Origin of the sequence: Plantibacter sp. MCCC 1A11337, assembly GCF_013349365.1 — a bacterium.
Lineage (GTDB): Bacteria > Actinomycetota > Actinomycetes > Actinomycetales > Microbacteriaceae > Plantibacter > Plantibacter flavus_A.
Genome location: NZ_JABJWX010000001.1, coordinates 720934 through 734930 on the forward strand (window position 1 = coordinate 720934; position 13997 = coordinate 734930).

At 69.3% G+C, this 13997-nt stretch carries 15 protein-coding genes and 1 other RNA gene; 3 read left to right on the forward strand and 13 right to left on the reverse strand.

What is annotated here, in order from left to right; translation table 11 throughout:
• Window positions 1-69: 69 nt before the first annotated feature.
• From ssrA to prfB, 5 genes are all read right to left on the reverse strand, one after another.
• Window positions 70-438: a transfer-messenger RNA gene (gene ssrA / locus HOW07_RS03325) on the reverse strand.
• Between the two features lie 137 nt (window positions 439-575).
• Complete coding sequence (gene smpB, locus HOW07_RS03330; RefSeq protein ID WP_056007115.1) at window positions 576-1052, reverse strand: SsrA-binding protein SmpB; 477 nt, start codon at window positions 1050-1052, stop codon at window positions 576-578.
• Window positions 1053-1163: 111 nt separating this feature from the next.
• Window positions 1164-2078, reverse strand: a complete 915-nt coding sequence (gene ftsX / locus HOW07_RS03335; protein ID WP_064296231.1) for a permease-like cell division protein FtsX — start codon at window positions 2076-2078, stop codon at window positions 1164-1166.
• Window positions 2075-3385 (reverse strand): cell division ATP-binding protein FtsE, encoded by a 1311-nt coding sequence (gene ftsE, locus HOW07_RS03340; protein WP_175116077.1) that lies wholly within the window; start codon window positions 3383-3385, stop codon window positions 2075-2077. The genes ftsX and ftsE overlap by 4 nt, the downstream gene beginning before the upstream one ends.
• Window positions 3386-3484: 99 nt before the next feature.
• On the reverse strand, window positions 3485-4594 hold the full coding sequence (gene prfB / locus HOW07_RS03345) for a peptide chain release factor 2 (RefSeq protein WP_175116078.1): 1110 nt from the start codon (window positions 4592-4594) through the stop codon (window positions 3485-3487).
• 46 nt (window positions 4595-4640) lie between these two features.
• Here prfB and HOW07_RS03350 point away from each other — a divergent pair, with 46 nt between their 5' ends.
• Entirely contained in the window at window positions 4641-5909 is a 1269-nt protein-coding gene (locus HOW07_RS03350; protein ID WP_175116079.1) for an MFS transporter, read from the forward strand.
• A 22-nt stretch (window positions 5910-5931) separates the two neighbouring features.
• On the opposite strand, the gene HOW07_RS03355 is transcribed toward HOW07_RS03350, so the two are convergent.
• The 7 genes from HOW07_RS03355 to HOW07_RS03385 are packed head-to-tail and all read right to left on the reverse strand — an operon-like array spanning window position 5932 to window position 10500.
• Window positions 5932-6336 carry a hypothetical protein gene (locus tag HOW07_RS03355; RefSeq protein WP_175116080.1) on the reverse strand — a complete coding sequence of 135 codons (405 nt, stop codon included), beginning with the start codon at window positions 6334-6336 and terminating at the stop codon, window positions 5932-5934.
• Between the two features lie 53 nt (window positions 6337-6389).
• Window positions 6390-6878, reverse strand: coding sequence for a TadE family protein (locus tag HOW07_RS03360; RefSeq protein WP_175116081.1), 489 nt, complete (start codon window positions 6876-6878; stop codon window positions 6390-6392).
• Window positions 6853-7278, reverse strand: a complete 426-nt coding sequence (locus tag HOW07_RS03365) for a TadE/TadG family type IV pilus assembly protein (RefSeq protein ID WP_371743564.1) — start codon at window positions 7276-7278, stop codon at window positions 6853-6855. Before HOW07_RS03365 ends, HOW07_RS03360 begins: the two co-directional genes overlap by 26 nt.
• A complete protein-coding gene (locus tag HOW07_RS03370; RefSeq protein WP_175116082.1) occupies window positions 7262-7456 on the reverse strand; it encodes a hypothetical protein in 195 nt (64 codons plus the stop codon). Before HOW07_RS03370 ends, HOW07_RS03365 begins: the two co-directional genes overlap by 17 nt.
• 13 nt (window positions 7457-7469) lie before the next feature.
• The gene (locus tag HOW07_RS19615; protein WP_175116083.1) at window positions 7470-8408 is read right to left on the reverse strand and encodes a type II secretion system F family protein; all 939 of its coding nucleotides are present in this window, start codon (window positions 8406-8408) and stop codon (window positions 7470-7472) included.
• Window positions 8405-9274, reverse strand: a complete 870-nt coding sequence (locus tag HOW07_RS03380; RefSeq protein ID WP_175116084.1) for a type II secretion system F family protein — start codon at window positions 9272-9274, stop codon at window positions 8405-8407. The genes HOW07_RS19615 and HOW07_RS03380 overlap by 4 nt, the downstream gene beginning before the upstream one ends.
• Window positions 9271-10500, reverse strand: a complete 1230-nt coding sequence (locus HOW07_RS03385; protein ID WP_175116085.1) for a CpaF family protein — start codon at window positions 10498-10500, stop codon at window positions 9271-9273. Before HOW07_RS03385 ends, HOW07_RS03380 begins: the two co-directional genes overlap by 4 nt.
• A gap of 96 nt (window positions 10501-10596) precedes the next feature.
• Between HOW07_RS03385 and HOW07_RS03390 the strand changes: the two genes are divergently transcribed.
• Together HOW07_RS03390 and HOW07_RS03395 are read left to right on the forward strand one after the other, a co-directional pair.
• Window positions 10597-10989, forward strand: coding sequence for a barstar family protein (locus HOW07_RS03390; RefSeq protein WP_175116086.1), 393 nt, complete (start codon window positions 10597-10599; stop codon window positions 10987-10989).
• An 85-nt stretch (window positions 10990-11074) separates the two neighbouring features.
• Complete coding sequence (locus tag HOW07_RS03395) at window positions 11075-11818, forward strand: NAD(P)H-hydrate epimerase (protein WP_175116087.1); 744 nt, start codon at window positions 11075-11077, stop codon at window positions 11816-11818.
• Window positions 11819-11886: 68 nt separating this feature from the next.
• Here the strand turns inward: HOW07_RS03395 and HOW07_RS03400 are convergent, their stop codons facing one another.
• On the reverse strand, window positions 11887-13800 hold the full coding sequence (locus HOW07_RS03400; RefSeq protein WP_175116088.1) for an anthranilate synthase family protein: 1914 nt from the start codon (window positions 13798-13800) through the stop codon (window positions 11887-11889).
• Window positions 13801-13997 lie beyond the last annotated feature (197 nt).

Genomic DNA, 13997 nt, shown 5'->3' on the forward strand with positions numbered 1-13997 from the left:
CAGGAACGACGACAGGCCCCCGCCGAAGCGGGGGCCTGTCGTCGACTCGGCAGCGTGTGACAACGTCCGGAGTGGAGATGGGGGGAATTGAACCCCCGTCCACTGCTGTGATTCTGCGCCTTCTACGGGCGTATCCCTTGACACGTTCTACTCGGCCCCGACCATTGACAAGGGCATCTTGGTCGACGGGCCCAGCCGAAGAAAAGTCCCGGATGACGTCGCGGCTCCGTCATCCAGCAAGTCCCCTAGATGACGCCAGGATCCGAGACGGGGACACGCTCGGTCTGACGGACTATCGGGCTCGCTTAAGCAGCGAGGGCGAAGTCAGTGCGCTTAGAGTTGGCACTTGTTGTTTTGCAGAGATCGTTAACGAGATAACCCTGCATCCTCGACCCGCTTCTCGCAGTTTCGCAGGCAATGTCGAAACCGATCATCCCCATGGACTCAGCGCCTCGGAGAACGAGGCGAAGAGGGTCGTTGTCACACGCTGTCGAGTTGTCAATCCACCGCGAACGGTGGACGAGCACCTTGCGGTGCAGCTTTCAAGTGTACCGCGCCCGAGTGGCGCCTGTCACCTATTCGCCGAGCCGGTTCCTGGTGGCCATCGCACGCGCGGCCTCACGGGTGTCCTGCTTCTCTCGCAGGGCATGCCGCTTGTCGTATTCCTTCTTACCCTTCGCCACGGCGATCTCCACCTTGGCCTTGCCGTCCTTGAAGTAGATCTTCAACGGCACGAGGGTGAAGCCACCGGGGGCGATCTTGTGGGCGATCTTGTCGATCTGCTCGCGGTGCAGCAGCAGCTTGCGCTTGCGCCGTGGCGGGTGGTTCGTCCACGTGCCCTGACCGTACTCGGGGATGTGCACCGCGTCGAGCCACGCCTCACGGCGGTCGATGAAGGCGTACCCGTCGACGAGCGACGCCCGCCCGGCTCGCAGCGACTTCACCTCGGTACCCGTCAAGACCATGCCGGCCTCGTAGGTGTCCTCGATCGTGTAGTCGTGGCGGGCCTTGCGGTTCGTGGCCACGACGTTCTCGCCCCGTTCCCTCGGCACGGTGTACTCCTGACGTTCTGGTTCGGATCCATCGGAACGGACCGGCCGCGATCGCGGCAGCCTGTCAGTCTAACGCAGAGCGAGCGGTGCGGTGGCCGCACCGCCTCCCCGCTAGACCTTGAGGTACCGCGAGATCGCGAAGTTGGCCGAGATCGCCGCCAACAGTACGCCGACGAGCAGCAGGATCGGGAGGACCACGAAGGCGTCACCGAGATCGACGAAGTTGACGTACCGCATGCGGTCCGCCAGGTATCCCTGGACGAACACCTGGACGATGGTGATCACCGCCCCGGCCGCGAGGATGGAGCCGATGAGCGCGGCGAACACACCCTCGAGGATGAACGGTGTCTGGATGAACCGGTTCGATGCACCGACCAGTCGCATGATGCCGAGTTCCCGGCGTCTCGAGTACGCAGACAGTCGGATGGTCGTCGCGATCAGCAGGGCTGCAGCGACCAGCATGAGTGCCGCGATCCCGATCGCCGTGTAACTGGCGATGTTCAGGACCGAGAAGATCTGGTCGAGGTACTGGCGTTGATCCGTCACCTGCTCCACGCCCGCGACGCCGGAGAACGCCTCGACGAGCACATCGGACTGCGAGGCGTCCTTCATGTTCACCCAGAAAGTCTCGGGCAGCTGGTCCGCCGTGACGAACTGTGCGATGTCGTTGCCCTTGAACTGCTCTTGGAAGTTCGTGAACGCCTGCGCCTGGTCCTCGAAGTAGAACTTGTCCACGAAGGGCGCCAGGGTCGACGACTCGAGGGCACTCTGGACGGCGGCGCGCTGCTCTTCGGTCGCGGCACCGGCGGCGCAGGTGTCGCCCGCACTGTCGGCGGTGCAGAGATAGATCGCGACCTGCGCACGGTCGTACCAGTAGTTCTTCATCTGGCCGATCTGCATCTGCAGCAGAACGGCCGTACCGACGAAGGTGAGCGAGATGAACGTCACGAGCACGACGGAGACGACCATCGAGACGTTGCGACGCAGGCCGTTCCAGACCTCGGACCAGATCAGTGCGAGTCTCACTTGGTCGGCCCCACGTTCTGCTCTCCGTCTTCAGTGCCGCGCGCCGCGGCACGCAGGCCGAGTCGCTCGGCGAGCGACAGGTGTTCGACCTCGATCGGGTCGATCTCGTTGCGTGCCGGGAGCCCGATGGGGCCCGTGGCGTTGCTCAGGCGTTGCGGAGGCGCGACCTCCGGGACCGCAGCCGCCGGTGGCACGGCGGGCTCCGCTTCCGGCGTCGTCGGCTCGGCCTCGGGCGCTTCCGGTGTCGATTCCTCGGCTCGCGTCGCCGAAGTCTCAGGCTCGGCGACGGGTGCTACGGCCGGTTCCTGGATCGGCGTCGAGCCGGACACCCGGGTGACGACCTCGTCGGTGTCGGCCTGCGGTGTGGTCTCGCGCGAGACCGCGGCGGGCGCGGTCGGTGCGGCTGGAGCGGTCGGCGTGGCCGCGGTGGCTGCGACCGCGGCTGCGGCCACGGCACTCGTCGTGGGCTCGGAGCTGGCAGCGACGGACGAGGTCGTGGTCGTCACCGGAACCGAGGAGGTCTCGACGACGGGTGCGACCGGAGTCGAGGCCGTTGCGGGAGCTGACTGTGCCGCCGGAGCGGCAGCCTTGGAGGATCCTCTGACGAGACCCGGGATGGCCGCGGTCGTGCCGTATCCACCGTGGCGTTCGTCACGGACGATCTGACCGTCCTGCAGCTCGATCACCCGGCGCTGCATCTGGTCGACGAAGCCGGCCTCGTGCGTGGCCATGACGACCGTCGTCCCACCCGCGTTGATGCGCTCCAGCAACTGCATGATACCGGCGCTGGTGGCGGGGTCGAGGTTACCGGTCGGTTCGTCGGCGAGCAGGATCTGCGGCTTGTTGACGATGGCGCGGGCGATGGCGACGCGCTGCTGCTCACCACCGGACAGCTCGTGCGGCAGGCGCTGCGCCTTGCCGTCGAGTCCGACCATCTTGAGGACGTCGGGGACGGCCTCCTGGACGAAGCCGCGCGACTTGCCGATCACCTGGAGGGTGAAGGCGACGTTCTGGTAGACCGTCTTGCTCGGCAGTAGACGGAAGTCCTGGAACACGACCCCGAGGCTGCGCCGGAAGTACGGCACCTTGCGGTTCGAGATGGAACCGAGGTCGTGGCCGAGCACATGGATCTTGCCCTTGCTCGGCTTGTCCTCCTTGAGCATCAGGCGGAGGCAGCTCGACTTCCCCGACCCCGAGGCGCCGACGAGGAAGATGAACTCTCCCCGGAGGATCTCGAAATCGACGTCGTTGAGCGCGGGACGCGAGGTTCCCGGATACTTCTTGGAGATGTGATCAAACCGAATCATGGCTCCTTGAGCTTAAGGAGCGACCTGCCGATTACGGGCAGGACACGCCCGCGATCCGTACCCTGTACGAGGGCTGGGCGAAGACTATGCCGCCCCGCGCTACTCCGCCTTCGACATCGACCGCCAGCGGATGCCCGCGGCGATGAACCCGTCGAGATCGCCGTCGAACACCGCTGCGGGGTTCCCCTGCTCGTGCTCCGTCCGCAGGTCCTTGACCATCTGGTACGGCGCGAGCACGTAGGAGCGCATCTGGTCGCCCCAGCTCGCCGTGATGGTGCCGGCCAGCTCCTTCTTCGTCGCGGCCTCCTGCTCCTTCTGGATGAGGAGGAGTCGCGACTGGAGCACGCGCATGGCTGCGGCACGGTTCTGGATCTGGCTCTTCTCGTTCTGCATCGAGACGACCGTGCCGGTCGGCAGGTGGGTGATGCGCACGGCGGAGTCGGTGGTGTTGACCGACTGTCCACCGGGGCCGCTGGACCGGAAGACGTCGACACGGATGTCCGACTCGGGGATCTCGACGATCTCCGTCTCCTCCATGAGCGGGATGACCTCGACGGCGGCGAAGCTCGTCTGACGCTTGCCGGCGGCACCGAAGGGGCTCATGCGCACCAGGCGGTGCGTGCCCGCCTCGACGCTCAAGGTGCCGAAGGCGTACGGCGCGTCGACCTCGAAGGTCGCCGACTTGATGCCGGCCTCCTCCGCGTAGCTCGTGTCCATGACGGTGACCGGGTACTTGTGCTGCTCAGCCCACCGCAGGTACATGCGGAACAGCATGTCGGCGAAGTCGGCGGCGTCCACACCACCGGCGCCGGCGCGGATGGTGACGACGGCGGGGCGCGGGTCGTACTCGCCGCTCAGCAGCGTCTGCACCTCGAGTTCGCCGAGCACCTTCTGCAGGCTGACGAGCTCCTGGCGGGCCTCTTCGGCCGACTCCTCGTCCTGGGCGTCGGTCGCGAGTTCGATGAGCACCTCGAGGTCGTCGAGCCGGTTCGCGATGCTGGTGATGCGGGCGAGTTCGGACTGACGGTGGCTGAGGGCGCTCGTCACCTTCTGCGCGTTCGTCGTGTCGTCCCAGAGATCCTGGGCACCCGCCTGCTCGCTCAGCGTCGCGATCTCGGCTTCGAGACGGTCGACGTCGACGACGGTGCGGATGTCGTCGAAGGTCGAGCGGAGGGTACTGATCTGTGTGGAGAGGTCCAAGTCAAACATTTGGCTTCAGCCTACCGCGCAGGGCCGCGGGCGTACGATCGAGGGGATGACTTCCGACGAACGCCCGTTCCAGCTGCGCTCCGTGGCCGTCTCGGTCTTCCTCCCCACACTGTTGTTCTCGATCGGTGAAGGCGCCATCATCCCGATCATCCCGGCCGTCGCCGGGAACCTGGGGGCGACGCTCGCCGTCGCCGGCGTCATCTCCTCGCTCATCATGCTCGGCGAACTCGTCGGCGACGTCCCCTCCGGCTGGATCGTCAGTCGGATCGGCGAACGCTTCGCGATGATGTGGGCGGCGCTGCTCGCGGTCGTCGGTGTCGCGACGGCGGCCATCTCCCCCAATCCGCTCGTCCTCGCCGTGGGCATCTTCTGCATCGGGCTCGCGACCGCCGTGTTCGGTCTGGCACGGCATGCGTTCATGACGACGTACGTGCCGATGCGGTACCGGGCGAGGACGCTCTCCTCCCTCGGCGGTGTCTTCCGCGCCGGCACGTTCATCGGCCCGTTCCTGGCCGCAGGCGTCATCCACCTCACCGGGACGTCTCAGGCGGCGTTCTGGGTGATGGTGATCTGCTGCGCCGGCTCCGCGATCACCCTGCTCGTCCTCCCCGACCCTGCGGAGATGTTCGGGCGACCGCCGTCGACACGCACCGCCGACGGCGAGGAGCGGACCGAGGGTGAGGAGCTCGCGTCCGAGGAGTCGAGCGGTCTCATCGCGTCGATCCGAGCCCATGGCGCGGTGCTCACCAGGATGGGGACGACCGCTGCACTCGTCGGCGCTCTGCGCTCGTGCCGGGCGGTGCTGCTCCCGCTGTGGGCCGTCAGCATCGGCGTTTCGGAGACGGACACGGCGCTCATCATCGGCGTCGTCGGCGCGGTGGAGTTCGCTCTCTTCTACGCCAGCGGTCAGGTGATGGACCGCTGGGGGCGGATCTGGACCGCCGTCCCCTCGATGATCGGGCTGGGCTCCGGGTTCATCGTCCTGGCCTTCACCCACGACCTCGATGGGGCGCGTGTCTGGTTCATCGCCGTCGCCCTCGTGCTGGCGCTGTCCAACGGGCTCGGCAGCGGCATCCTCATGACCCTCGGCTCGGACCTCGCGCCGCCGGACCGTCCCGCGCCGTTCCTCGGCGCCTATCGCTTCCTGGGCGACGCGGGCACCGCCGCGGCTCCCCTGGCGATGTCCGGGATCACCGCGGCTGCGTCGATCTCCCTCGCCGCCGGCACCATCGGCGGTGTCGGGCTCATCGGCGCGTTCCTCCTCTTCCGGTTCATCCCCCGCTACATCGATCGCGGCACGCGCCCGTTCCCCTGATCGACGGCAGGTCCGTCCGCCGTCACCAGAAGACACTGCGAGCACTCGCGGTCGCCTCGATCCGGAGGCCCTGCGGGACGAACAGCGTCAGCATCGGCGGCCGCCAGTCCGACGCCAGCGAGACCTCCGCGCTCCGGCCGTCCGGGGTCCGCGCCGCGACGATCTCGACGCCGGTGAGCGCACCCGCCCCGCCGGTGATGAGGTCGTCGCGTGCACTCGAACGGACCGAGTCGTCATCGAGGACGGGTCGGAAGGTCCCGTCGGGCTGGATCGTGACGTCGTCGATGGAGAAGGACTCCGCAGCGGTCGCGGCCAGGCGGTCGGCGAGGTCGAGGAGCCGCTTGTGCTCCACGTACAGGGACGTGGCGGCGCTCCCGACGAGGACCACGGCGAGCGCCACCACGGCGAATCCGATGGTCAGGAGCATGGTGGACCCGTCCTCCTCGCCGACGTCCGGACATCGGCCTCCGCCCGGCACCCTCATTCCGCCTCGCCGAACCGGTCATCGAACCGGGAGATCGGTGCCGTGGCGGCGCCGGTCACGGGGACCGCGGCCTGGACGCCGACGATCTCGGGCATCAGCGGCAGGACGACGAGGATGTCGACGGTGACCGTGACGGCACCGCCGCGCTGCCCGCACGGGAGACCGGCTGGTGCACAGTCGAGGGTGACGGACGACTGGGACCGGTCGAGCCCGAAGTCGCCCAGTGCGAGTGCGAGCGAGTCCTCGACGCGGTCGCGACCCGTGGCGTCGTCGTCGGCCCGCGCGTAGAGTTTCGCCGCCTGCGCCGCAGCCCCGTCAGCCGCGAGTACTGCGGCCTGCACCTCGGCGAGCGCGACGATGAGATAGACGATCGGCACGAGGAGGACCAGACCGACGGTGATGAACTCGAGGGAGGCCGATCCGTCGTCGTCCAGTGGGGTCGGTCGGTGACGCAGCTCATCATTCGAGTGTCTCGAGGACCGCATGACCCTCCACCTCCAGGACGCCGGGCAGTCCGATCAAGCCCACGACCGGAAGCGGTGCGCGGACGGTCACGGTGACGATGCCGACTCCGCGCTGTTCGGCCAGTGTGGTGCTGACATCACCGGTGTAGCCCTCCCCCACGGCGACGGCGATGAGCTGTCGTGCTCGTTCGGCACCATCGAGCAGCTCGGTGTCGGCCAGTGCGCCGAACCGAGCACCCTCCGCCGCCGCGTCGATGAGCGTGTTCCGGACGTGGAGGGCGAGCGCGAGCTGGACCACGGACATCATCAGGACGGTGAGGATCGCTCCGACGAACACGAACTCGGCGACGGCTGATCCGTCCTCGCCGCGCACGAGCCGCCGCTTCCATCCGCCGATCTCAGGCTCAGATGCCGGAGACACGGTCGATGGCCTGTTCGAACACCTGCGTGAGTGCCGGGCCCGCGACACCCCAGATGAGGAGGACGAGCCCGGCCGTCATGAGCGTGATGAGGACCCAGCCGGGGACGTCGCCGCGCTCCTCGGCGAGGAGGGCGCGACTCCGGCGAAGCGTGCGGTCGAGGAAGGAGGGGGAGGACATGTGGAACCTTTCGTCAGAAGCCGGTCCGGAGCACGAACACTCCGGGGAAGACGGCGATGATGATGGACAGGGGCAGGATGAGGAAGACGAGGGGCACGAGCATCGCGACCTCTTTCTTCCCGGCGGATTCGAGGAGACGGCGTTTGGCGATGTCGCGTCCGTCGTGTGCGTGGTCGAGGAGCACGGCTGCGACCGGTGTGCCTCGTTCGAGCGCGCCCAGGATCTGGTCGACGCATCGCGACAGCATCGGCATCGCGAGTCGTGCCTCGAACTGCCGGAGTGCAGTGGCGAACGGGATACCGGTGGAGACGTCCGCCATCACCCGGCGGAACTCCCTGCCGAGCTCCCCGCTGGACCCGATGCGCGCCACGCGGTCCATGGCGTCCGTGATTGCCTCGCCCGCCGCGAGACTCAGACTGAGGAACTCGAGCACCGTCGGCAGCTCCTCCTCGATCCGCGCGAGGCGGCGACTGGCGGCGAGTGCCAGCAGCTGGTCGCGGAGGACGATTCCGGCCACCGCCCCGACCGCGGGGAGCGGTGCTGCGAACGGGAGCGCCAGTCGTCCGTTGCTGAAGGAGAACACGGCGAGCGCCGCGGCGACCGCGAAGCCGCCGAGCCCCCACAGGACTTGCAGTAGTCGGTACCGCTCGAGCGTCGGTCCGCCGGCTTGACCCAATCGACGGATGACGAGTTCCTGATCGGCGCCGACCAGGCCGAGCGACCATCGAAGGGCGCGGAGGACCGGCACCAGCAGGGTCCCGAGGACCGGTAGCGGGTCGGTCGAGCGGCGCGCGGCTTGTGACCGGGCGTCGCTGGAGAGGTCGGCGACGTAGGGGGCGATGCGGTCCGCGAGCCGCGGTCGTCCGAGTGCCGGCAGGAGCATCGCGAGCGCCCAGAGACCGACCCCGAGCACGGCTCCGAGGCTGAGCGCCCACGCTCCGTCGGCACTCACCGGAACCACCGTCGTTCGGGCTGGCGGCGTCCGACGCGGAGCATCGCCTGGTAGGCGAGGGCGGAGACCACAACGCCGGCGATGATCAGGACCGCTCCTTCCCGGGAGTTGTAGGCGGCGGACGCCTCCGGCCGGGACGACAGGAGCAGGAGGATCGCCCAGGGTGCTGCGACGCCCAGCTTCGCGGCGTTCACCCCCCAGGACTGTCGCGCCTCGGCCTCGGCTCGGATGGCCGACTCCTCGCGCAGCCCCGCGGACAGCGCTCGGAGCACCGCCGGCAGTTCCGTGCCTCCGACGTCGCGGGCCATGCGCACCGTCTCGAGGATGCGGTCCGCGACAGGGTCGGCGAGCGCGGTCTTCAGGTCGTCGATGCCGTCGGCGAAGCGGCCGGCAGCCCGGTAGTCGGCACTGAACGCGGCGAACGCCGGGCGGAGCGGTGCGGGTCCGACGGTGTCGAGCGCGGCCACCGCATCCGGGAGCGAGAGCCCTGACCGGATCGCGGACAACAGGTGGTCCACGACATCCGGCCACAGTTCCCGCTGCAGGCGACGTCGAGAGGTGGCGCGGGCTCGGAGCACGATCACCGGGGCGACGAGTCCTGCGACGGCGACGACGGCGCTCAACGGCAGGACCCGGCAGAGCGCCTGGACCACCGCGCCGGAGACGAGACCGGCGAGGACGGAGACCACGATGGCGGCCGCCCAGTACCGACCGGGCAGACCGGCCAGGATCAGGAGTTCGCGGAGCGCAGCGACCGGCCGCCATCGCTCCAGGGTGTCGCGCAGTGGCTCAGGGTCCGGCCACCACCAGGGGGCGACGGTGAGGAGGAGCCCTGCGGCGAGGACCGCTCCGACGACGAGACTCATCGCTCGCCGACGGCGAGGATCGAGGCGAGCGAGATCCCGGCCGCCCGGTACTTCGCGTCGTTCAGCGGGAAGCGACCGGTCGCGCGGAGCTCTCCGTCGCGCTGCTCGAAGAGGGTGGAAGCCTCGATCGTGTGGGACTCCCCGCTCCCGCCGACCGCGATGATCTCCGCCACCCGTCGGCGTCCGGACCGGTCGAGCTCGCAGTGCACGACGAGGTCGACACAGGACGCGACGGCCGGGCGTACGAACCCCGAGTCGATGTTCCGACCCGCGAGCAGTGGCAGCGTGCAGAGTTTGCCGATCGCGTCGCGCGCGGAGTTCGCGTGGATACTGCAGAGCCCGGGCAGTCCGCTGTTGAGGGCGATCAGGAGGTCGAGGCTCTCCGCCTCCCGGACCTCGCCGACGACGATGCGGTCCGGCCGCATCCGGAGCGCTTCCTTGATGAGCCGACGCAGCGTGATCTCTCCCGTGCCCTCGAGACTGGCCTGCCGGCACTGCATCGCGACGACGTCGCGGTTGCCCGGCGCGAGCTCGAAGGTCTCCTCGACGGTGACGATGCGGAGGGCTGGGTCCAGCGCCGCGATGAGGGCGCCGAGCATCGTGGTCTTACCGGCCTGGGTCGCGCCGGACACGAGCAGGTTCGCCCCCGCGGTCATGCTGGCGCGGAGGAACTCGGCGGCCTGGTAGCTGATCGACCCGGCGGCCACGAGCTGACCGAGGTCGCGGATCCGCGCGGAGAACTTGCGGATGTTGATGGACATGTGCCGTCGCGTGACGTCGGGGATGACGACGTGCAGCCGCGAGCCGTCCGGAAGCGAGGCGTCGACGAACGGGTTCGCGAGGTCGACCCGTCGACCGGTGGCGCGCAGCATCCGCTCCACGAGGTCGCGGACGTCACCTTCGCCGAGGACCACGTCCGTGAGCTCCGACATCCCACCACGGGCGACGAACACCTTCGTCGGCTCGTTGATCCAGATCTCCTCGACACCCGGATCGTCCAGCAACGGCTGGATCGCACCGAACCCCGTCACCGCGGCGAGCACCTCGCTCGTCATCCCGTGCTCATCGTCGATCAGCGGCGTCGTGTCGTTCAACGCCCGCTCGTTGTAGCGACGCACCTCCTCGCGAGCGATCCGCCCGGCTCCCCCACGCCGACCCGGCTCCCCGAACTCCTCGCGCACCCGGTCGCGCACGCGCGCCGTGATGATCTCCGCCGCTGTCCCCATGCGGCCATCCTGACGAACACCGGCCACACCCCGCAGAAGTTATCCACAGCACCACCTGCTCGACCCGTGACTGAGTGGTCACTAGGCTCGGGAACCGTGCCGACCACCTTCCGCATCGACGGCTCCCGCATCCACGACATCGCCTCGTTCTACGCGGTGATGAACGAGCTCGTGATGCAGGACGAGGACTGGGATCTCGGCCCGAGCCTCGACGCCCTCGACGACGTCCTCTATGGCGGAATCGGTGCGCTCCGCGATCTCGAGGACGTGCACTTCGTCTGGACTGACCACGACGCGAGTCGCACCGCCCTCGGCGTCACGGCCACCCGCGCGTGGCTGCAGGAGAAGCTCGAGCGGGGCGCGCCGTTCGACACGGCGCGGATCACCACGCAGCTCGACGACCTCGACGCCGGCCGCGGCAAGACCTACTTCGACCTGCTCCTCGAGGTCTTCGCCGGCCACCCGGACATCCGACTCGAACTCGCCTGAACCGGTCGATCCGCCGGCTGTTCCGGTGCCGGTCCCCGATCGCAACCGCTTGCGGCGGTCGACGCGAGCCGGAAGAGTGGGCGCCATGATCAACGGCTACACCGCAGACCAGGTCCGAGCCGCAGAGGCACCACTCCTGAAAGCCGGGGAACCGCTCATGGCGCGAGCCGCCCACGGACTCGCCGAAGAACTGCGGGCGGTCCTCGCCGACCGCGCGGAGGGCCTCGAGGGCGAAGCACCCGACCTCTGGAAGATCCTGCTGCTCGTCGGATCAGGCGACAACGGCGGTGACGCCCTCTTCGCAGCGGCGGAACTCGCCGGCACGACCGGTCCGGACGACATCCCACTCGACCTCGTCGTGGCCAGGACCGGTGACCACGCCCATGAGGCGGGTTACGCCGCCGCCAACGAGGCCGGCGTCCGCTTCCTCATGAACTCCCCCGCCGAGCCGGACGACACCGCCGACGAGGCCAAGGGCGCCGCGCTCGTCGTCGATGCCGTCTTCGGCATCGGCGCAAGCCGGAACCCCACCCTGCGCGGTGCGCCGAAGGCGATCGTCGAGGCGGTCCTACCGGTCGTGCAGAGCGCGGGCGGGCCGACCGTCGTCGCCGTGGACGTCCCGAGCGGCATCGATCCCGACGAGGGAAGCGTCCCCGAGGGTGCCGTCCTGCCGGCGGAGGTCACGGTCACCTTCGGCGCGGTGAAGGCCGGGCTGCTCATCCCACCCGGCTCGGCCTACGCCGGCGACGTCCGCCTCATCGACATCGGCCTCGGACCGCAGCTGGCCGACGTCACGCCGTTCACGACGCTGGACCAGGCGGACGCCTGACCGGCTGCCCAGCCCGGCACCTCGCCTGGGCGGTCGGCATCACCGACCGTCCAGGCGGCGCATGACGCTCAGGAGCCGACGGCGGCAGTCGATCGCCCGGATGCGACACCCGCGAGCGCATGGCCCGCGAGCGACCCGAGGGTGCGGAGCCCGTCGCGCGACAGCACCGACTCGAGGTGCCCCTGGACCGACGCGAACCCGCGACCGCGCATCGCGAACACGTCGCCCGACGCCGCATCGGCGGCGATCTCGACCCCACCGACCGGAGCCTCACCCGCCAGCCGTGCGGTAAAGGTGTTGTAGAACCCGATCAACGACTGCTCGCCGAAGAGGTCCAGGTCGAGCTGCAGCCCCTGACGGGGCGCGTCGAGGCGTTCGATCGGCAGCCCGAGCTGGATCGCCAGCACCTGATGGCTCAGGCAGACGGCGAGCAGTGGCGCTCCGGCGGCGAGGCGCGCCGACACGATCTCGTGCATCCGGCGGACCCGCGGGTCGGCGAGGTCGAGCGGGTCGCCCGGACCCGGGCCGGCGACGAGGAGGTCGACGTCCACGAGTGCGTCGGTCACCGCCGACCAGTGCTCCACGCTGACGGTCATCCCGAAGTGGCGCAGCTGGTGGGCGAGCATCGCGGTGAACTCGTCCTCGGCGTCGACGATGACCGCGGTACGGCCCGACAGTGAACCGACGGGCGCCGGGTGCTGCGGCTGCAACCAGAAGGACGCCAACCGCTCGTTCCGCGCTCGGAGCGCGTCCTGTACGCCCGGCTCCGCCGCGAGGTCGACGGTCGGGCCGAGCTCGGCGGGCGCCATGACGCCCAGAGCGGTCAACACGCCGGCCGCCTTCGCCGCCGTCTCGGCCACCTCCGACTCGGGATCCGAATGACGGACGAGCGTCGCACCGGCGGGCACGCGGACGAGGCCGGCGTCGTCGACGTAGGCGGTGCGGATGAGGATCGGTGCGTCGAGTTCGTAGTCGCCGTCGCCCACCGGGGTGAACAGCGCGAGCACGCCGGAGTAGTAGCCGCGCGCGTTCCGCTCGTGGCGGGCGATGACCGAGCACGCGTTCTGCATGGGCGAGCCGGTGACCGTCGGTGCGAACATCGTCAACCGCAGGACCTCGCGGACGTCGAGCTCGCTCGTCCCGGCGAGCAGGTACTCGGTGTGGGTGAGGCGCGACATCTGCTTGACGCAGGGGCCGAGGATGCGTCCACCGGAGGCGCACACCCGGCTCATCATCTTCATCTCCTCGTCGACGACCATGAAGAGTTCCTCGGTCTCCTTGACGTCGCCGAGGAACGCGCGGAAGTCGTCGCCCGTCGCGCCGGAGCGCGGGTGGCGGAAGGTGCCGCTGATGGGGTTCATGGTGACGGTGCGTTCACCGGTCGAAGCATCGCGGGCGACCGCGACGTGGCGCTCGGGCGTCGCACCGGCCATCGAGACGCCGGGGGTGTGCACGGCGAACGTCCAGTAGGCGCCGGTCTCCCCCGACAGGAGTGCCCGCAACCAGGCGAGGACCGCGCGCTCGGCCGGCACCTCGGTCGTCGCGGTGAACTCGCGCCGGATGACGAAGTTGGCGCCCTCGCCGCGTCCGATCTCGTCCTCGATGACGCGGCGCACGATCGACGCGTAGTCCTCGTCGGAGACGTCGAACCCGCCGTCGACCAGCGGGACCGCGTCGGCGGGGAGTCGCTCGAGCATGTCGTCGAGCGTCACCGTCTCACGCTCGCTCACCACGAGGCAGCGCAGCGGGGCGCCGTCGTCCATCGCCGCGAAACCGCGCTCGCGTACCTGGCGATAGGGCACGAGCGTGAGGACCTCGGGCTGGTGGTCGTCGCCGGTGGCTCCGAGCGGGATGTCGGCGAGCGACTCGACGTCGACGACCTCACCCGTGTAGAGGTCGACGGTGTCGCTGCCGTGTCGGCGGAGCACCGCGAACGGGAAATCGGGGCCGGCGTGCAGCACGCGGTGGAGCAGGGTGGTCATGGTGGTGTCCTCAGGCTGGGACCGATCCGACAGGGCCTCCGAACGAGAACGACCGCCCTGTCAGGCGGTCGAGTCGTCGTGTGTGCACGTGAGCGGTCCGCCTAGGAGGCGGGCCACCAGCTCGTTGCACACGTCGTTCGCATGGAGCCGAGCATACACGGGCCGACCCGGGCTCCGCTGTCCGTGCCTCCTCCCCG